We start from the raw sequence: 16,868 nt of genomic DNA, 5'->3' as shown, positions 1-16,868 counted from the left end.
CTGCGTGACATAGGATTACCTCCGGTAACCTTACTCCAGAGTCAGCAAGAGAGCACCGAGTGGGGAGACGGCCATGGCCGACCGCTATCTGCGCTTCACCGGCACCGCGCCGGGCCGTTTCCTGACCCGCGGACTGGGCCTGCCGCAACCGGCGGAACTCCACCGCTGGTCACCCGAGCACCCGGCCCTCAAGGGCGAGGTCCTCCACCTCACCGCCGGCAAACCGGCCCCCGAGCCCGCCGCGCCCCCGGCCGCCGTCGTCCTCGACGCCACCCACGTCCGGGACGTCGAAGGCCTCGCCGACGTCCACGCAGCCCTGCACCCCGTCGTCCGGTCGGTCGCGACCAGCGGCCGGATCGTCGTCCTCGGCGCACCCCTCGACCCCGCCGACCACCACCAGGCCGCCGCCCAGCAGGCCCTGGAGGGCTTCACGCGCTCGCTCGGCAAGGAGATCGGCCGGGGCAGGACGGTCAATCTCGTACGGCTCACCGACCGCGCCGCCGCCGAGTCCACCCTGCGCTTCCTGCTCTCCCCCAAGTCCGCCTATGTCAGCGGCCAGGTGATCGAGGTGGCCGAGGGAACCGGGCCCGCCGACCTCGACTGGGAGCGGCCCCTGGCCGGGCGCACCGCCCTGGTGACGGGCGCCGCACGCGGGATCGGCGCGGCCGTCGCCGAGACGCTCGCCAGGGACGGCGCCCGGGTCGTCGTCCTCGACGTCCCCCCGGCCGAGGCGGACGCCCGGCGGCTCGCCGAACGCCTCGGCGGCGAGGCCCTCGCCCTCGACATCACGGCCGCCGACGCGGGCGAACGCATCGCGGCGGCGCTGCCCGACGGCCTCGACGTCCTGGTCCACAACGCGGGCATCACCCGTGACCGCCGACTGGTCAACATGCCCGCGGAGCGCTGGAGTCCGGTGCTGGAGGTGAACCTGGCGAGCGTGCTGCGCACGACCGACGCGCTGCTGGCGACGGGGACGCTCGGGGAAGGCGGCCGGATCGTCGCCACGGCCTCCATCGCGGGGCTCGCCGGGAACGCGGGGCAGACCAACTACGGCGCCAGCAAGGCGGGCGTGGTCGGACTGGTGCGCTCCCTGGCGCCGCGCGCGCTCGCCGAGCACGGGGTGACGGTCAACGCCGTGGCCCCCGGCTTCATCGAGACGAAGATGACGGCCGCGGTGCCGCTCCTCATCCGGGAGGCGGGGCGCCGGATGAACTCCCTCGCGCAGGGCGGCCTTCCGGTCGACGTGGCCGAGACGACGGCATGGCTCGCGCACCCGGCCTCGGGTGCGGTGAACGGGCAGGTCGTACGGGTCTGCGGCCAGAGCCTGCTGGGGGCATGATGACGGACGTCGTCCTGCGCCGCTCCCCCGCCCTCGCGCCCTTCCTGGCCCGGGGCGCGCTGCTGTCCCCCTTCAAGCGGCCCCGCCCGGACGCCGGCTTCCCCCGCACCCGGCTCGTGCTGCCCGGCCTGCGCGTCGACCTGGCGCGGCTCGCGGCCTACGAGCGGGTGTGCGGGTTCGCCACCGGCGACGACGCGCTGCCGGTGACGTATCCGCATGTGCTCGGCTTCCCGCTGGCGATGCGGCTGATGAGCGCCCGGGACTTCCCGCTGCCGCTGCTCGGTCTCGTCCACACGTCGATCGGGATCACCCAGCACCGGCCGCTGCCCGCCACCGGGGTGTACGAACTGAGCGTGTACGTCGCCGAGTTGGCCCCGCACCGGCGCGGCACGGAGGCGAGGGTCGTCACCGAGGTGCGGGTCGGCTCGGACGTCGTACCGGACGTCGTATCGGGCGTCGTATCCGACGTCCTATGGGAGTCGAGCAGCACGTACCTGGCACGGCACCGCACGTCATCCGGGCCGGCGGCCGAGCGCGCCGAGCAGACCCCCCTCCCGCCGCTCGCCGAGTGGCGGCTGGCCGGGGACATCGGCCGCCGGTACGCCACCGCGTCCGGCGACCGCAACCCCATCCACCTCCACCCGCTCACCGCCCGCCTCTTCGGCTTCCCGCGGGCCATCGCGCACGGCATGTGGACGGTGGCCCGCTGCCTCGCCGCGCACGGCACCCCGCAAGTGGGCGTGGTGCGGGCGGAGTTCAGGGCGCCGGTGCTGCTGCCGGGGACGGTGACGTACGGGTCGGAGGGCGACCGCTTCGAACTGCGGGGCGGGGATCGCCTGCACGTGGCCGGCACGGTGAACGGCTCCCCGGCCTGAACGCCCGTCTCAGCGGCGGACGTTGACCCCACCGATGAGCCCCCAGGCATCGATCCGCACGGTCGGCCCACCGGGGGCGCCGGGGCCCTCGTCCCGCACCCCGCCCAGCCGGATTCCCCTGACCTCCACCCGCACATCCGGCCCCACCCGAAGGCTCACGCCCCCGATCAGGCTCAGCTTGGTGATGCGCAGTTCGGCGCCGTCCGGGATGTCGACGTCCGTGAGGTCGATGTCGGCGCCGCCAATGAGGGAGGCGGTGAGGGTGCGCTCGTGGAGGGTGGCACCGTCGAGGCGGTGACCGCCGATGAGGCTCACCTTGATGTCGGTCCTGCTCGGCCGCTGTTCCCCGCTCGTCTTCGTCATGGGACGACCGTACGGCCGGAGGATCTCCCTCCCCCAGTGTCCGCCGTCCGCCTTACCGCATGACAGGTGTCATGCCGCCGGCGGAGCCCACGGCCGCCCCTCCATCAGGTTTCCCAGCCCGGCCCAGGCGAAGTTCATGAGCGTGGCCGCGGCCTGCCGTGCCGTGACACCGGGCGTGGCGTTGGCCCACGCGGCGAGCGACTCGGCGGCCCCCACCAGCGCCTCGGCGAGCCCGGCGACCTCCCGCTCGGCCAGATCGGGGTCCCGGTGCGCCTCCCGCGCCGCGACGACGATCAGCTGCGTCACGAACGCGACGATCTCCTCCCGCATCGCCGCGACCTCACCGGCGAACGCCTCACCATGGATACGGGCCTGGAGATGCAGCACGGACCAGCCGTCGGGGTTCTGGGCGGTGTGCGTGAAGAACGCCAGCAGCCCGTCCCAGAGTTGCCGGTCGGCGGGCTGGTCGGTGCGGACGCCCACCCTGATGGCCGCGGTGAGCGCCGCGGCCTCGCGGCGGATGCAGGCGGTGAAGAGGTCTTCCTTCGAGTTCAGGTACAGGTACACCAACGGCTTGGAGACACCGGCCAGTTCAGCGATCTCGTCCATCGACGCGGCCATGTACCCACGCTGCCCGAAGGTCCGCACGGCGGCGTCCAGCATTTGCTGCTCACGCACCGCCCGCGGCATCCGCTTGCTCTTCACGGCACCCATGGGGCAAGCCTACGGGCGGATTTCACAGAAACTTCCCGCCGCGGCGGCGGACTCCCGCATCGGCGTCGTATAACCCAGTGAGCACACTGTGCGCCCGGACTTCCGTCCGGTGGACCGGGTCAGCCGGTCCTACTGCCAGGACCCCGATCGAAGGGGTAGGCATGCTCCAGGTCTGCTCTCTTCCCAGCAAGTTATGTACCCCAACGAGCAGTTCGGTTCTGCTGAAGATCGGAGAGGTCCGGTGAGTCCGGACGACACCGAGCGGACTTTCACCGAGTTCGTCAGGTCGTACAGCACCAGGCTGTACGCGATCGCCTACCGCCGCTGCGGCAACAGGCAACTCGCGGACGACATACTTCAGACCGCCTTCGTCAGAGTGTGGAAGGCGTGGCCGAACTTGATGCACCTGATGGATCAGGAAGCGGTTCCTCTCGGATACGTGCACACCGCGATCCGCAACCTTGTGGTGGATCACCACCGTGCGGCCGAACGCCGCCCGGAGTCACCATGGGAGGACGAGAGGGACGGCCAGTCACCGGCTGCGTGCGATGTCGCGGAAGAAGCCGTCTTCCGCGCCATGGGAAACGAGCTGTGGGCTGCCGTGGCGACGCTGGACGAGACCCAGCAGGGCCTGATCGATCTCATCTACGTCGGACAGTCGTCGACCGCCGCCGCGGGCCGTGCACTCGGGCTCACGGAGACGACCGCCCGCAGATATCACGAAGCCGCGTTGTCCCGCCTCCGCGAGATGATCGGCTGTGACACCGAGGAGGACCAGGTTTGATGGACGCCGAGAAGCGTCTGCGCCTGGCCGCCGAATCCCTGAACAGGGAAGCCCTGGGGTTCGATGCCGAAGCCTTCACGCACCGCGTGCTGCGAAGGCTCGGCATCAAACCCTCCGACGAGGGCTGCGCTGGGGATTCCGCGCTCCGGACCGGTCACACACCAGTGGCCGGCCCGGAGAAGGGCGGAAGGCGCAGAAAGAGTGACGCGGACGAGTCGCGTCACACGGAGTTCTTCGAACTGGAGCTGGAAGAACTCCGGAGCAACACCACTCTGCACACGGACCCGCGAGTGCTTCGCCGCATTGCCGAGCTGACCGAGCTCCTTCTCGGGGGAGGAGAAGCTCGGCCCTGGTGGAACCAGGCCGCGCAAGCGGGAGATCGACTCGCGGTTCTCACCGTCGAAGAGTGGACGAGGGATCAGGCGGAGGGAAGGCAGACCCGCCGCCAGTTGGATCACGGCTCCTCCTGAGAGGAAGTCGTACACCGGCACACGCTGTGCGTGAGCCATGAGGGGCGCGGTCCCGGTCCGGGGGTAGCGGGACCGCGCCCATCGTTCACCCACCCATGCCGAAGGGAGTGAAACCTCTGTGTTCGTGGGCCTGTTGAGCGCCGCCGTCGCCATCACCCTCACCGCCGTCGGCTGGGAACTGACCCGCCGGCTGCGCCGCCGCGACCAGGAACGCGCCGATCTCACCGAGGTCGACCGCCTGCTACGCCGCCTCGGCGTACGGATCCGGCTCCTCGACGACCAGGACGATGTCCTCACCACCATCTCCGAGGACTGCCAGACCCTGCGCTCCTTGAAGTACGAACTGAGCGGCGTCGACCTGCCGGCGCTGCCGGAGGTGGGCACGGTCCTCGCGACCGTCGTGGACCGTCTGGACGCCTTCCTCGGTACGGCTCTGCGGCCCCACCCCGCCGGCACCGGCACCCTCACGCAGGCGAGGCAGCAAGGGCGGGCAGCTCAGGAAGTCCTGTCGGCCGTCCGCGACGCCCAGGACGTAGTGGGTCGACTCCGCGTCCGCTGAAGAGAACCGTGAGCGCCGAAGAGACTCAGGAGGCCTGCGCCTGGCCGCCCTGCGCCCGTGCCGCGTCGTCCGCGATGTCCTCCTGGTTGCGGTTGGCCTCCAGGTTGGACTTCATGCGGTCGACGCGCTCGGCGACCTGGATGGAGGCGCGGTCGCGCTCCTTGCGCAGGACGACGAAGCTGATCGGGGCCGAGATCACCAGGGAGAGCAGGACGACCCACATGCCGTTGGAGTCACCGAGGCCGCGCGGGGCGACGCCGGAGTAGACGAGGCCCCAGACGACCACGAGGCAGCCCACGAAGATCCCGAGGCGCATCAGTGTGTAGCGGAGCATCTCAATCCACTCTTCCGTTCCGACTGAAAGTCCCCCTGAACGTTCTCAAAGGGCACCTTCCAGTGAAGCACGCCCGCTCCCCGATCTTGCAGGGGGTCAGCCCAGGGCCTGGGCCGCCACCTTCAGATCGGAGACGAGGCCCTGGTACGCGGCCTCCCGGTCGTCCGACCTCAGTACGGCGGACGGATGCACCGTCGGCACCAGCCGCTCGGCCCGGCCGTGGATCTCCGCCTCCAGCACGGTCCCCCGCACCCGCGTCACCCGGAACGAGGACCCGAGCAACGCCTTCCCGGCGGTGGCCCCGAGCACCACGATCAACTCCGGCTCCACGACGGCCAGTTCCGCCGCCAGCCACGGCCCGCAGGCCGTCATCTCGCGCAGACTCGGCGCCTTGTGAATACGCCGCTTACGAGGCTCGGCCCGGGTGAACTTGAAGTGCTTCACGGCGTTGGTGACGTAGGCGTCCGCCGGATCGATCCCGGCTTCGGCGAGCGCCCGGTCGAGAAGCTTCCCGGCGGGGCCGACGAAGGGTTTCCGCTGCCGGTCCTCCTGGTCACCCGGCTGCTCGCCGACGAGCATGACGCGGGCCCCGGCCTTCCCGTCCCCGAACACGGTCTGAGTGGCGTCCCGGTGCAGCGGGCAACCGCGACAGCCGGCAGCGGCGCGACGGAGCGCGGCCAGACCACCCCGGTCAGGCACGAAGGGCTCTGCGGTGTAGGAATCCTCGGGCGCCTTTGTGATCATGCGCCCCGAGTACCCACCCAAGGGGCGCGGGGAACTGCGCGACAAGCCCCCACGCACCCGCGGCCGAAAGTCACACCCTCATCGGCTGAGGCGACTCCCGACGCCCCGCGTCCGGCCCCTCGTACTCCCGGATCACCTCGTACCGCGTGTTCCGCTCCACCGGCCGGAACCCGGCATCCCGGATCAGATCCAGCAGATCGTCCCGCGTCAGCTTGTTCGGCGTGCCGAAATTGTCCGCGTCGTGGGTGATCTTGTACTCGACGACCGACCCGTCCATGTCATCCGCACCGTGCAGCAACGCCAGCTGCGCGGTCTGCACACCGTGCATGACCCAGAAGACCTTGACGTGCGGGACGTTGTCGAAGAGCAGACGGGAGACGGCGAAGGTCTTCAGGGCCTCCGCACCGGTCGCCATCTGCGTCCGCGCCTGGAGGCGGTTCCTGACCTTGCCGTCCTTCACGTCCACGAAGTCGTGCTGGTAGCGCAGCGGGATGAAGACCTGGAAGCCGCCGGTCTCGTCCTGGAGTTCGCGCAGGCGCAGGACGTGGTCGACGCGGTGCCGCGGCTCCTCGATGTGGCCGTACAGCATGGTGCACGGGGTCTTCAGCCCCTTCTCGTGCGCCAGCCGGTGGATGCGGGACCAGTCCTCCCAGTGGGTCTTGTGGTCCACGATGTGCCGGCGGACCTCCCAGTCGAAGATCTCCGCGCCACCGCCGGTGAGGGACTCCAGACCCGCGTCGATCAGCTCGTCCAGGATCTCGCTCGCGCTCAGCCCGCTGATCGTCTCGAAGTGGTGGATCTCCGTGGCCGTGAAGGCCTTCAGGGACACGTCCGGCAGCGCGGCCTTCAGCTCGCGCAGCGACCGCGGGTAGTAGCGCCACGGCAGGTTCGGGTGCAGTCCGTTGACGATGTGCAGCTCGGTGAGGTTCTCGCCCTCCATCGCCTTCGCGAGCTTCACCGCCTCCTCGATGCGCATCGTGTACGCGTCCTTCTCCCCCGGCTTGCGCTGGAAGGAGCAGTAGGCGCAGGAGGCGGTGCACACGTTGGTCATGTTGAGGTGCCGGTTGACGTTGAAGTGGACCACGTCACCGTTCTTGCGCGTGCGCACCTCGTGCGCGAGACCGCCGAGCCAGGCCAGGTCGTCCGACTCGTAGAGCGCGATGCCGTCCTCGCGGGTCAGGCGCACACCCGCCCGTACCTTCTCCTCCAGCTCGCGCTTGAGCCCGACGTCCATGCGTACACCTCTCTCAGACCGACTGGGGATAAAACCGTACGCCTACGCCTCTTCCGGCAGCTCTCCGACCCGGTTCTCCCACTTCGTGGAGAGCACGATGGTGGTACGGGTCCGGGAGACGCCCTTGGTCCCGCTGAGCCGCCGGATGATCTTCTCCAGGCCGTCGACGTCGCTGGCCCGCACCTTGAGCATGAACGAGTCGTCGCCGGCGATGAACCAGCAGTCCTCGATCTCCGGGAGGTCCTTCATCCGGCGGGCCACGTCCTCGTGGTCGGCGGCGTCGGAGAGGGAGATGCCGATGAGGGCGGTGACACCGAGGCCGAGGGAGGCGGCGTCGACGGTGGCGCGGTAACCGGTGATGACACCGGCCGCCTCCAGCCGGTTGATGCGGTCGGTGACGCTGGGTCCCGACAGACCGACGAGGCGGCCCAGCTCCGCGTAGGAGGCCCGGCCGTTCTCCCTCAGGGCCTGGATGAGCTGCCTGTCCACCGCGTCCATGCGATCGAAGCCTTCCGCTGAAGAGGATCCCGAAAGTTCCCGAAGTGATGAGAGGTACTGCGACTTGCTCAGATGGCGCCTACGTCGTGGGGGTTCCGGACCCGCCGCCGAGTTCGCCCTTCCACCGCCGGTACAGCCGGTGCTCGACCCCCGCCGCGTCGAGGACCCGTCCGGCGACGAAGTCGACGAGGTCCTGGATGTGGGTGGCGCCGGCGTAGAAGGCGGGTGAGGCGGGCACGACGGTGGCGCCGAGGTCGTCGAGGGTGACGAGGTGCCGCAGCGTCTGGCCGTTCAAGGGGGTCTCCCGTACGGCGACGACGAGCTTGCGGCGTTCCTTGAGGGTCACGCTCGCGGCGCGCTGGAGCAGGTCCTTGGAGAGCCCGAGGGCGACTCCGGCGACGCAGGCGGTGGAGGCGGGCACGATCAGCATGCCCTTGACGGGATACGACCCCGAGGACGGCCCCGCGGCGAGGTCACCGGCGTTCCAGTACCGCACGCGCGCGATGTCGGCGTCGAAGCTCCCCGGCTTGCCGTCGGCCCCCCTGGCCAGCCATTCCCGCAGGTCGTCCTGCCAGTGCGCGTCCCGGAAGGCGATCTGCGTCTCGTCGAGCAGCGTCAGCCGCGAGGCCCTGCTGACGACCAGGTCGACGCTCTCCCCCGCCTCCAGCAGCGCCCGCAGCACCGCCGCCGCGTACGGCGTCCCGGAAGCTCCGGACACCCCCACGATCCAAGGCACGCGCTGCGTTTCTCCTGCGTTCACATCTTGAGCGTACCGGTGGACCGGATCCTCAGACGGTCAGGCCCCGCACCAGCAGGTCCAGCAGCGCGCACACGAACAGGGCGATCCCGATGAACCCGTTGACGCTGAAGAACGCCCTGTTCAGGCGGGACAGGTCGTGCGGGCGGACGATGTTGTGCTCGTAGACGAAGGCCGCCGCGACGATCATCAGGCCCACCCAGAAGAACCCGCCCGCGTCCGTCGCCACCGCGTACCAGACCAGCAACCCCATGGTCAGGGCGTGGCACACCCGCGCCCCCCAGATGGCCGCGGGGATGCCGAAGCGGGCCGGGACCGACATGACGCCGATCTCGCGGTCGGTCTCGACGTCCTGGCAGGCGTAGATCAGGTCGAAGCCGCCGATCCAGATGCCGACGGCGAGGCCGAGGAGCACCGCGTCCCAGGACCACTCGCCGGTGATGGCGAGCCAGCCGCCGACCGGGCCCATGGCCTGGGCGAGACCGAGGATGGCCTGCGGGAAGTTCGTGAACCGCTTGCCGTAGGGGTAGACCACCATCGGGATGACGGCGACCGGGGCGAGGGCCAGGCACAGGGGGTTCAGGAGTGCCGCCGAGCCCAGGAAGATCACGACCGCGACGAGCGCGCCCGTCCACGCGTGCTTGACCGACATCGCGCCGGTCACCAGCTCGCGGTGGGCCGTGCGGGGATTACGGGCATCGATCTCGCGGTCGATGATCCGGTTGACGGCCATGGCGAAGGTGCGCAGGCCGACCATGCAGATGGTGACGAGCAGCAGCCTGCCCCAGTGGATGTTCTTGTCCCACTCGAACATCGCGGTGAGCGCCGCGATGTAGGCGAAGGGCAGCGCGAACACCGAGTGCTCGATCATGACCAGGCGCAGGAACGCCTTCGTCCGTCCCGGCTGGGGGATCGCGGCAGACGCGGAACTCACAGGCCGTACTCCTTCCAGCGGCGGTCGACCTTCGCCGCCGTCTCAGGGTCGGACACCACCATGTCCGGCCAGCCGCCGTCGCGGGTGTAGCCCTCCTCGGGCCACTTCCGCGTCGCGTCGATCCCCGCCTTGCCGCCCCAGAACTGCTGGTAGGAGGCGTGGTCGAGGTGGTCGACCGGTCCTTCGACGATCGACAGGTCGCGCGCGTAGTCGGTGTTGCCGAGGGCCCGCCACGCGACCTCGTGGAGGTCGTGGACGTCGCAGTCCGAGTCGACGACCACGATCAGCTTCGTCAGGGACATCATGTGGGCGCCCCACACAGCGTGCATCACCTTTTGGGCGTGCTTGGGGTACTTCTTGTCGATCGAGATGATCGCGCAGTTGTGGAATCCGCCCGCTTCGGGCAGGTGGTAGTCCACGATGTCCGGCACGATGATCTTCAGCAGGGGGAGGAAGAAGCGCTCGGTCGCACGACCCAGCGGACCGTCCTCCGTCGGGGGGCGGCCTACGACGATCGACTGAAGCAGCGGCCGCTTCCGCATGGTCACGCAGTCGATCTTCAGCGCCGGGAACGGCTCCTGCGGGGTGTAGAACCCGGTGTGGTCGCCGAAGGGGCCCTCGGGCAGCATCTCGCCCGGCTCCAGCCAGCCCTCGATGACGACCTCGGCCTGCGCCGGCACCTGGAGCGGCACGGTCTTGCAGTCGACCATCTCGATCCGCTTGCCGGCGATGAACCCGGCGAACAGGTACTCGTCGATGTCACCGGGGAGCGGCGCGGTGGACGCGTAGGTCACGGCCGGCGGGCAGCCGAAGGCGATCGCGACCGGGAGGCGTTCACCCCGGCGGGCCGCCACCTGGTAGTGGTTCCGGCTGTCCTTGTGGATCTGCCAGTGCATGCCGATCGTGCGCTTGTCGTGGCGCTGGAGGCGGTACAGACCGAGGTTGCGGATGCCGGATTCCGGGTCCTTGGTGTGGGTCAGGCCCAGGTTGAAGAAGGAGCCGCCGTCCTGCGGCCAGGTGAACAGCGCCGGGAGCTGGTCGAGGTCGACGTCGTCGCCGGTGAGGACGACCTCCTGGACCGGCGCCTCTTTCACCTTCTTCGGCGGTACGTGCGCCATCGCGCCGAGCTTGCCGAAGGCCTCCCGCACGCCCACGAAGCCGTGCGGCAGTTCGGGGCGCAGCAGCCCGCCGATCTTGTCGGAGATGTCCTCGTACGACTTCAGGCCCAGCGACTTCAGCAGCCGCCGGTCGGTTCCGAAGACGTTCATCGCGAGGGGCATCGAGGAGCCCTTCACGTTCTCGAAGAGGAGCGCGGGGCCGCCTGCCTTGTTGACCCGGTCGACGATCTCCCCGACCTCCAGATACGGGTCGACCTCGGCCTTGACGCGCTTGAGGTCGCCCTCGCGTTCCAGGGCCCTGAGCAGCGAGCGAAGATCGTCGTAAGCCATGCGTCCCAGTATCCGGTACGGGCTACCCTGGCCCTGTACCTGGGGGCTGTGATCGCGGCCCCGACGACCGTCCCGTGGGAGGGCCCATGCTCCGGGTGCTGATGTTCCTCGTGCCGCTGGCGCTGAGCATCTACGCGTTCATCGACTGCATCAGCACGCAGGACGAGGACATCCGCCACATGCCCAAGCCGCTGTGGGCGATCCTCGTGCTGCTGTTCCCGATGGTCGGCTCGATCTCCTGGATGATCGCGGGCAAGAAGCGGAGCCTGGCCGCCGAGGGCTGGGCCGGTGCCCGGGCCGGGCAGTCGCAGCGCTGGGTCGCGCCCGACGACAACCCCGAGTTCCTGAAGTCCCTCGACGAGGACGACGACCGCGACCGGAAGAAGCGGGACGAGCCCTGACGTGGAGCTGCGGCTGCTGGTCACCTTCGAGAAGGTCGCCGGGGTGCTCAGCTTCACCCGGGCGGCGGCCGAGCTGAACTACGCCCAGTCCAGCGTCACCAGCCAGATCCGCGCCCTGGAGGACTCGCTCGGCGTGGAGTTGTTCGACCGGCTCGGCAGCCGCATCCGGCTCACGGAGGCCGGGGAGCGGCTGCTGCCGTACGCCCGCCAGATCATCGAGCTGAGCGAGGAGGCGCGGGCGGCCGTCATCGACGCCGAGGAGCCCTCCGGCACGCTCGCCGTCGGCACCATGGAGTCGCTGACCTCGTACCGGCTGCCGCCGCTCCTCGAACTGTTCCACCACCGCTATCCGAAGGTACGGCTGTCGCTGCGCACGACCCTGGGTGACGAGACCCGGCAGGCGCTGCGGCAGGGCACCTACGACGTGGGCTTCCTGATGGAGGCGGAGACCGCGCACCCCGGGCTGGAGAGCGAGGTGCTGGCGGTGGAGCCGCTGGCGCTGGTGGCGGCGCCGGAACACGCGCTCAAGGGACGGGAGTTGGCGACCGCCGACCTCCTGGGCCAGCCGCTGCTGGCCACCGAACCGGGCTGCGCCTACCGGGACTTGTTCGAGCGGGAGCTCAACTCCGTCGGCGGGCCGGTCGTCTTCATGGAGTTCGGCACGATCGAGGCCACCAAACGCGCGGCGGCGGCCGGTCTCGGCATCGCGCTGCTGCCGGAGATCACGGTCGCCGCCGAACTCGCGGAGGGCTCTCTCGTACGACTGGACTGGGAGCCGCCGTTCACGCTCCGGACGCAGCTCGCGTGGCGGTCCGGGAAGCGGCTTCCGGCGCATGTGCGGCTGTTCGCGGAGCAGGCGCGGAAGCTGGTGTCCGAGCAAGGGTGACCTTGAGGCTCGCCAGCACGATCAGCGGGACGCCCAGCGCCTGGACGAGGCCGATGTGGTGGCCGTACACCGCCCAGTCCATGCCCATCGCGACGGCCGGGTAGACGAAGGCCAGGACGGCGATCTTCGACAGCGGGAGCTGGGCGTAGGCGGCGTACATCAGGACGTACATCAGGCCGGTGTGGATGAAGCCGAGCCCGGCCAGCCAGCCCCAGTCGCCCGCGCTCGTGCCGCTCATCGCGCCGAAGTCGGCGAAGGGCAGCAGCAGCGGGATGCCGACGACGACCTGGACGAGGGCGATGAGGTGCGGGCGGACGCCGGTGATGCGCTTGGTGACGAGGGTGGACAGGCCGTACAGGAGCGCCGCGAGAAGGGCCTGGCCGACGCCCGTCAGGTAGCTGCCGCCGCCGGTGAAGTCGGCCGGGGTCACGCCCGAGACGAGGATCAGGCCCGCGAAGGCCAGGGCGATCCAGCCGGCCTTGGCGGCGGTGAGGCGCTCGCGGAAGAGGAGGGCGCCGAGCAGGACCACGTAGAACGGCTGGGTGTGGTAGACGACCGTGGCGACCGAGATCGAGGTGTTCTCGTACGACTCGAAGAGGAACACCCAGTTGAAGACGATGAACACGCCGCCCAGGACGGCGAGTCCGAGGGTGCGCGGGGTGAAGCCGTGGTCGCGGAGCCAGCCGCGGGCCACCACGTACGCGCCGAGCGCGAGGGCGCCGAAGACCACGCGGAAGAAGACCACGTTGAAGGGGGAGGCGCCCGACTCGACGACGAAGACGCCGAGGGTGCCGGAGAGGATCATGGCGGTCGTGAGTTGGGCGATGCCCTTGCTGTCGCCCTTGCTGTCGGAGGTCATGTCCCTGACGGTAGGAGCGGGCATCGGTGCAGGTCCACGCGCCAGCGAGGGGTCCTGCCGATGGCCCCATCGGCTCCGCCGATGCATGCAGGTCGTACACCGGCCGATGCGTGCAGGTTGTACGCCGGTGAGGGTTCCGAAGCGGACAATGCGCCCCTGTCGGGCGGGCCGCCGGAGCCGGACACTTACCTCGCATGACGACTGCTCCCGCCGACTCCTCCGGCACCCTCACCCCCGCATACGGTGACAAGGTCATCGCCGTCGAGACGGCGGGCTCCGAGCCCATCCCGGACGCCGAGCGCCATGGCTCGCCGCTCCAACTGCTGTGGACCTGGGCCTCCCCGAACATCGAGTTCGCGACCGTCTTCATCGGTGTGATCTCGGTGCTGTTCTTCGGCCTGAGCTTCTGGGAGGCGACCGCGGCCATCGTCCTCGGCACCGCCGTCGGCGCGATCACCCAGGGCTTCCTCTCCCTGGACGGTCCGCGCTTCGGCGTCCCGCAGATGGTGATCGGCCGGTTCTCCTTCGGCTACTTCGGCAACATCCTGCCGTCCGCGGCCAACGGCCTGATCGCGGGCGTGGGCTGGTTCGCGGTGAACAGCGTGAGCGCGGCCTTCGCCCTGAACACGCTGACCGGGCTGCGTCCGCTGCCTTCCCTGCTGCTCGTGGTCGTGGCCGAGATCGTGATCGGCTTCATCGGCCACAACTTCGTCCACACCTTCGAGAAGTACGCGTTCCCCGCACTCGCCGTGATCTTCCTTCTCGCCGGTGTGTGGACCTTCAAGGACGCGGACCTCGGCGGCGGCGGCACGGGCGGCGGCATCGGCGGGTTCCTGCTCGCGTTCAGCGCGGCCTGGGGCTACGCGGCCGGCTGGAACCCGTACGCGTCGGACTACTCGCGCTACCTGCCGCGCTCCGCGGACAAGCTGAAGACGATCGTCTACCCGGCGGTCGGCCTGTTCGTGTCCGTCGCCCTCGTGGCGGTCATCGGCGCGGCCTCGGCGACCATCGTGGCACCGAAGGACGCCACCCCGACGGCGGCCTTCACCGGTCATCTCCCGGGCTGGCTGGGTGACTTGGTGCTCATCGCCATCATCCTCGGCGCCATCTCGGCGAACGCCCTCAACATCTACTCGGGCGCGATCTCCATCGCCTCCTTCGGCCTGAAGCTCCCGACGTGGCTGAGCCGTAGCGTGCTGGTCGTGGTGTCCGGTGTGGCCGGTACGGCGGCGGCGTGGGCCTCGCTCGACGACGCGGGGTCGGCGTACGAGGCGTTCCTGCTGGTGATCGCGTACTGGGTGGCACCGTGGCTGGGTGTCGTCCTGGTGGAGCGGTGGCTCCAGTCCCGTACGGCCACGGACGAGGAGCTGACGGCCCGCCTGAGCGACCGTTCTCTCACCAACTGGCCGGGACTGGCGGCCCTGTTGATCGGCGTCGCGGTGTCCGTGCCGCTCTTCTCCAACCAGGAGAAGTACGTGGGATGGGTGCCGGAGAAGTGGCCGTCGTTCGGGGACATCACCTGCCTGGTCGGGTTCGTGGTGAGCGCGGGGCTGTACGCGGTGCTGCGGCGCGCGAAGGCGCCTCAGCGCTCGGCCGCGTAGGCCTGGTCGACGTACTCCACCTCGATGTACCGGGGGCCGAACTCCTTCTCGACGAGGGGTTCGGCCTTCTTCGGGTCGTCGACGCCGACCCGCACGAACCCGCGCTCGTCGACCCCGACTTCACGCAGCTGGAACGTGCCGTCCCAGCGGGTCATGTCCTCGCTGATCCGTTCGGCGAGGGCGTCGAGGGTCCGGCGATCGACGTCGGCGGGGTGCAGCCGCAGCTTCACGCCCTCCTCGGCGGCGTCGCAGGCGGCCGTGTCGAAGTCGTAGGAGGGGATGCGCCAGACGTCGGCGGCGTCCGCGTCCTCGTCGACGCCCATGCCGGTGTAGACGTCGGCGTATCTGCCGGCGGCGAGCTTGTCGATGCGGGCGAGGGTGCGGTTGAGGGGGCTGTCGTCGGGGGCGTCGCCGTCCGCGGGGCTCGTCCGGGTGCCGACGCACCAGTCCTCGGCCGGGGGCGACGGGGAGATGCTCGCGGCGACGTCCACGTCCGCGTGCCCGGTCTCCGACGCGTCCACGTACAGGGCCGCCCCCACCACCACACCGGCGGTGGCCACGGCCGCCATGATCCAGCTGCGGTTCCTCATGTGACTGTGACGCGGGAGCGGGCGCGGAGGTTCGCCCTCAGTCGCCCCGCAGCACCAGGTCCAGCAGCCCCGGGAACCGGGCGTCGAACTCCTCCCGCCGCAGCCGGTTGACCCGCCGGGGTCCCTCGTCGCGCTGCTCCACGAGCCCGGCCGCGCGCAGCACCGTGAAGTGATGGCTCTTGGCCGCCTTGCCCACGGGCACGTCGAAGGTGCCGCAGCTGCGCGACCAGTCCTCGGAGGCGGCCAACTCCCGCACCAGCTGGGCCCGTACGGGATCGGCGAGGGCGGCGAGCGCGGTGAGCACCGGGACGTCGTCGGGGTGGGTGTGCTCGGGGGCGGCACGGTGACTCGCCATGGTGTCCTCCCGTTCGTGACCACTTGCCGAGTGTTCGATGAAAACCATACAGTGGCGAGTGTTCGCTTCTCATTGAACAGTCTGAGCGGTCCAGAACGGGGTGTGCGGCATGCGCGCGATCGAGTTCCAGGAGTACGGCGGTCCCGAGGTCCTCAAGGTCGTCGAGGCGGAGGCGCCCGAGCCCGGCCCCGGGCAGGTGAGCGTCGACGTGGCGTACGCCGGGATCAACTTCGCCGACCTCAAGGCACGGGAGACGGGGTACCGGGTGCCGCGGCTGCCGTTCGTGCCCGGCCTGGAGGTCTCCGGGCGGGTCCGGGCGCTGGGCGAGGGGGTCACCGGCCTGACCGTCGGCCAGGAGGTCACCGCGCTGACCGAGGGCGGCGCCTACGCGGACGTGGCCGTGGCGGACGCGACGACCGTCTTCCCGGTCCCGGCCGGCGTCGGCCTGCGCACGGCCGCGACCTTGCCGACGGTGCTGCCGACGGCGTACGCGCTGGTCCACTCCGTGGGCCGGCTCCAGCCCGGCGAGACCGTGCTGGTACAGGGCGCGGCGGGCGGTGTCGGCACGGTGCTCGGGCAGCTGGCGAAGGCCGCGGGCGGCACGGTGTACGGCGTGGTGTCGAGCGCCGCGAAGGCCGACTACGCGCGGGAGTACGGGTACGACGAGGTCTTCGTCGGCGACTTCGAGAAGCCGGTGCGGGCGGCGACGGACGGCCGCGGGGTCGACCTCGTCCTGGACCCGGTCGGCGGCGACACCCTGCGCGCCGGCCTCGCCTCGCTCGCCGTCTTCGGGCGCCTGGTCTCCTTCGGCAACGCGAGCGGGGCGAAGGCGTGGAGCGTGGGGCAGCCCGAGCTGTATCCGCACGGCGTCACGGTCGGCGGCTTCTCCATCCTCACCCTGGCCCAGACCGCCCCGGCCGAACTCCGGGCACTGGCCGAGCGGGCGTTCGCGAAGGTCGTCGACGGGACGGTCAGCCTGCCGGTCACGGCCGAGTTCGGCCTGGCGGAGGCGGCGGAGGCCCACCGGCTGATGGGGACGCGGACGAGCACGGGGAAGCTGCTGCTGAGGGTCGGCGGCTGAGCGGGCGGGGCGACGGGGAGGGTGACGGGGACCACTCCAGCA

General features: G+C 70.3%; 21 protein-coding genes. 9 read left to right on the top strand and 12 right to left on the bottom strand.

The features are described 5' to 3' along the window. The first annotated feature begins 73 nt into the window (after positions 1-73). Entirely contained in the window at positions 74-1,339 is a 1,266-nt protein-coding gene (locus tag EJC51_RS28200; RefSeq protein WP_126273654.1) for a 3-oxoacyl-ACP reductase, read from the top strand. Continuing rightward, positions 1,336-2,214, top strand: a complete 879-nt coding sequence (locus tag EJC51_RS28195; protein ID WP_126273653.1) for a MaoC family dehydratase — start codon at positions 1,336-1,338, stop codon at positions 2,212-2,214. The genes EJC51_RS28200 and EJC51_RS28195 overlap by 4 nt, the downstream gene beginning before the upstream one ends. Positions 2,215-2,223: 9 nt before the next feature. Here EJC51_RS28195 and EJC51_RS28190 read toward each other — a convergent pair whose 3' ends face one another. Together EJC51_RS28190 and EJC51_RS28185 are read right to left on the bottom strand one after the other, a co-directional pair. Continuing rightward, entirely contained in the window at positions 2,224-2,577 is a 354-nt protein-coding gene (locus tag EJC51_RS28190; RefSeq protein ID WP_126273652.1) for a hypothetical protein, read from the bottom strand. A gap of 69 nt (positions 2,578-2,646) precedes the next feature. Beyond that, positions 2,647-3,291, bottom strand: coding sequence for a TetR/AcrR family transcriptional regulator (locus EJC51_RS28185; protein ID WP_126273651.1), 645 nt, complete (start codon positions 3,289-3,291; stop codon positions 2,647-2,649). A gap of 193 nt (positions 3,292-3,484) precedes the next feature. Between EJC51_RS28185 and EJC51_RS28180 the strand changes: the two genes are divergently transcribed. From EJC51_RS28180 to EJC51_RS28170, 3 genes are all read left to right on the top strand, one after another. Next, positions 3,485-4,075: an RNA polymerase sigma factor gene (locus EJC51_RS28180; RefSeq protein ID WP_126273650.1), complete on the top strand. Its 591-nt coding sequence runs from the start codon at positions 3,485-3,487 to the stop codon at positions 4,073-4,075. Beyond that, positions 4,075-4,545, top strand: coding sequence for a hypothetical protein (locus EJC51_RS28175; protein ID WP_126273649.1), 471 nt, complete (start codon positions 4,075-4,077; stop codon positions 4,543-4,545). The genes EJC51_RS28180 and EJC51_RS28175 overlap by 1 nt, the downstream gene beginning before the upstream one ends. Before the next feature lie 118 nt (positions 4,546-4,663). Then, positions 4,664-5,104, top strand: coding sequence for a hypothetical protein (locus tag EJC51_RS28170; protein ID WP_126273648.1), 441 nt, complete (start codon positions 4,664-4,666; stop codon positions 5,102-5,104). Between the two features lie 25 nt (positions 5,105-5,129). Here EJC51_RS28170 and EJC51_RS28165 read toward each other — a convergent pair whose 3' ends face one another. From EJC51_RS28165 to EJC51_RS28135, 7 genes are all read right to left on the bottom strand, one after another. Next, entirely contained in the window at positions 5,130-5,438 is a 309-nt protein-coding gene (locus EJC51_RS28165; RefSeq protein ID WP_126273647.1) for a DUF4229 domain-containing protein, read from the bottom strand. A gap of 96 nt (positions 5,439-5,534) precedes the next feature. Further along, positions 5,535-6,182 carry a UdgX family uracil-DNA binding protein gene (locus tag EJC51_RS28160; protein WP_126273646.1) on the bottom strand — a complete coding sequence of 216 codons (648 nt, stop codon included), beginning with the start codon at positions 6,180-6,182 and terminating at the stop codon, positions 5,535-5,537. Positions 6,183-6,252: 70 nt separating this feature from the next. After that, positions 6,253-7,416: an aminofutalosine synthase MqnE gene (gene mqnE, locus EJC51_RS28155; protein WP_126273645.1), complete on the bottom strand. Its 1,164-nt coding sequence runs from the start codon at positions 7,414-7,416 to the stop codon at positions 6,253-6,255. Positions 7,417-7,458: 42 nt separating this feature from the next. Continuing rightward, complete coding sequence (locus EJC51_RS28150; RefSeq protein ID WP_079306730.1) at positions 7,459-7,914, bottom strand: Lrp/AsnC family transcriptional regulator; 456 nt, start codon at positions 7,912-7,914, stop codon at positions 7,459-7,461. A gap of 79 nt (positions 7,915-7,993) precedes the next feature. Then, positions 7,994-8,650: a UbiX family flavin prenyltransferase gene (locus EJC51_RS28145; RefSeq protein WP_126273644.1), complete on the bottom strand. Its 657-nt coding sequence runs from the start codon at positions 8,648-8,650 to the stop codon at positions 7,994-7,996. Between the two features lie 52 nt (positions 8,651-8,702). Beyond that, entirely contained in the window at positions 8,703-9,605 is a 903-nt protein-coding gene (mqnP, locus tag EJC51_RS28140) for a menaquinone biosynthesis prenyltransferase MqnP (RefSeq protein ID WP_126273643.1), read from the bottom strand. Beyond that, a complete protein-coding gene (locus EJC51_RS28135) occupies positions 9,602-11,053 on the bottom strand; it encodes a menaquinone biosynthesis decarboxylase (protein WP_126273642.1) in 1,452 nt (483 codons plus the stop codon). Before EJC51_RS28135 ends, mqnP begins: the two co-directional genes overlap by 4 nt. An 86-nt stretch (positions 11,054-11,139) precedes the next feature. Between EJC51_RS28135 and EJC51_RS28130 the strand changes: the two genes are divergently transcribed. Continuing rightward, positions 11,140-11,454: a PLD nuclease N-terminal domain-containing protein gene (locus tag EJC51_RS28130; RefSeq protein ID WP_126273641.1), complete on the top strand. Its 315-nt coding sequence runs from the start codon at positions 11,140-11,142 to the stop codon at positions 11,452-11,454. Position 11,455: 1 nt separating this feature from the next. Then, positions 11,456-12,340, top strand: coding sequence for a LysR family transcriptional regulator (locus EJC51_RS28125; protein ID WP_126273640.1), 885 nt, complete (start codon positions 11,456-11,458; stop codon positions 12,338-12,340). On the opposite strand, the gene EJC51_RS28120 is transcribed toward EJC51_RS28125, so the two are convergent. Continuing rightward, entirely contained in the window at positions 12,237-13,199 is a 963-nt protein-coding gene (locus EJC51_RS28120; protein ID WP_126273639.1) for a DMT family transporter, read from the bottom strand. The genes EJC51_RS28125 and EJC51_RS28120 overlap by 104 nt on opposite strands. Before the next feature lie 194 nt (positions 13,200-13,393). Here EJC51_RS28120 and EJC51_RS28115 point away from each other — a divergent pair, with 194 nt between their 5' ends. Then, entirely contained in the window at positions 13,394-14,800 is a 1,407-nt protein-coding gene (locus tag EJC51_RS28115; RefSeq protein WP_126273638.1) for a purine-cytosine permease family protein, read from the top strand. Here the strand turns inward: EJC51_RS28115 and EJC51_RS28110 are convergent. Together EJC51_RS28110 and EJC51_RS28105 are read right to left on the bottom strand one after the other, a co-directional pair. After that, positions 14,782-15,390 carry a hypothetical protein gene (locus EJC51_RS28110; RefSeq protein ID WP_126273637.1) on the bottom strand — a complete coding sequence of 203 codons (609 nt, stop codon included), beginning with the start codon at positions 15,388-15,390 and terminating at the stop codon, positions 14,782-14,784. The two genes, EJC51_RS28115 and EJC51_RS28110, sit on opposite strands and share 19 nt — an antisense overlap. Before the next feature lie 37 nt (positions 15,391-15,427). Beyond that, positions 15,428-15,745 (bottom strand): ArsR/SmtB family transcription factor, encoded by a 318-nt coding sequence (locus EJC51_RS28105; RefSeq protein ID WP_126273636.1) that lies wholly within the window; start codon positions 15,743-15,745, stop codon positions 15,428-15,430. A gap of 109 nt (positions 15,746-15,854) precedes the next feature. Between EJC51_RS28105 and EJC51_RS28100 the strand changes: the two genes are divergently transcribed. Continuing rightward, the gene (locus tag EJC51_RS28100; protein ID WP_126273635.1) at positions 15,855-16,826 is read left to right on the top strand and encodes a quinone oxidoreductase family protein; all 972 of its coding nucleotides are present in this window, start codon (positions 15,855-15,857) and stop codon (positions 16,824-16,826) included. The last annotated feature ends 42 nt before the right edge of the window (positions 16,827-16,868 follow it).

This window comes from Streptomyces aquilus, from assembly GCF_003955715.1.
Taxonomy (GTDB): domain Bacteria; phylum Actinomycetota; class Actinomycetes; order Streptomycetales; family Streptomycetaceae; genus Streptomyces; species Streptomyces aquilus.
Note: the sequence above shows the minus strand (reverse complement) of the source record. Positions and strands in the feature narration are given on the sequence as shown.

What these genes read in the sequence shown, in the direction of transcription:
- EJC51_RS28165 (WP_126273647.1), bottom strand. Translation starts at nt 5,438, where the DNA reads ATGCTCCGCTACACACTGATGCGCCTCGGGATCTTCGTGGGCTGCCTC.
- EJC51_RS28135 (WP_126273642.1), bottom strand. Translation starts at nt 11,053, where the DNA reads ATGGCTTACGACGATCTTCGCTCGCTGCTCAGGGCCCTGGAACGCGAG.
- EJC51_RS28175 (WP_126273649.1), top strand. Translation starts at nt 4,075, where the DNA reads ATGGACGCCGAGAAGCGTCTGCGCCTGGCCGCCGAATCCCTGAACAGG.
- mqnE (WP_126273645.1), bottom strand. Translation starts at nt 7,416, where the DNA reads ATGGACGTCGGGCTCAAGCGCGAGCTGGAGGAGAAGGTACGGGCGGGT.
- EJC51_RS28180 (WP_126273650.1), top strand. Translation starts at nt 3,485, where the DNA reads ATGTACCCCAACGAGCAGTTCGGTTCTGCTGAAGATCGGAGAGGTCCG.
- EJC51_RS28130 (WP_126273641.1), top strand. Translation starts at nt 11,140, where the DNA reads ATGCTCCGGGTGCTGATGTTCCTCGTGCCGCTGGCGCTGAGCATCTAC.
- EJC51_RS28150 (WP_079306730.1), bottom strand. Translation starts at nt 7,914, where the DNA reads ATGGACGCGGTGGACAGGCAGCTCATCCAGGCCCTGAGGGAGAACGGC.
- EJC51_RS28105 (WP_126273636.1), bottom strand. Translation starts at nt 15,745, where the DNA reads ATGGCGAGTCACCGTGCCGCCCCCGAGCACACCCACCCCGACGACGTC.
- EJC51_RS28190 (WP_126273652.1), bottom strand. Translation starts at nt 2,577, where the DNA reads ATGACGAAGACGAGCGGGGAACAGCGGCCGAGCAGGACCGACATCAAG.
- EJC51_RS28100 (WP_126273635.1), top strand. Translation starts at nt 15,855, where the DNA reads ATGCGCGCGATCGAGTTCCAGGAGTACGGCGGTCCCGAGGTCCTCAAG.
- EJC51_RS28160 (WP_126273646.1), bottom strand. Translation starts at nt 6,182, where the DNA reads ATGATCACAAAGGCGCCCGAGGATTCCTACACCGCAGAGCCCTTCGTG.
- EJC51_RS28110 (WP_126273637.1), bottom strand. Translation starts at nt 15,390, where the DNA reads ATGAGGAACCGCAGCTGGATCATGGCGGCCGTGGCCACCGCCGGTGTG.
- EJC51_RS28185 (WP_126273651.1), bottom strand. Translation starts at nt 3,291, where the DNA reads ATGGGTGCCGTGAAGAGCAAGCGGATGCCGCGGGCGGTGCGTGAGCAG.
- EJC51_RS28195 (WP_126273653.1), top strand. Translation starts at nt 1,336, where the DNA reads ATGATGACGGACGTCGTCCTGCGCCGCTCCCCCGCCCTCGCGCCCTTC.
- EJC51_RS28115 (WP_126273638.1), top strand. Translation starts at nt 13,394, where the DNA reads ATGACGACTGCTCCCGCCGACTCCTCCGGCACCCTCACCCCCGCATAC.
- EJC51_RS28120 (WP_126273639.1), bottom strand. Translation starts at nt 13,199, where the DNA reads ATGACCTCCGACAGCAAGGGCGACAGCAAGGGCATCGCCCAACTCACG.
- EJC51_RS28200 (WP_126273654.1), top strand. Translation starts at nt 74, where the DNA reads ATGGCCGACCGCTATCTGCGCTTCACCGGCACCGCGCCGGGCCGTTTC.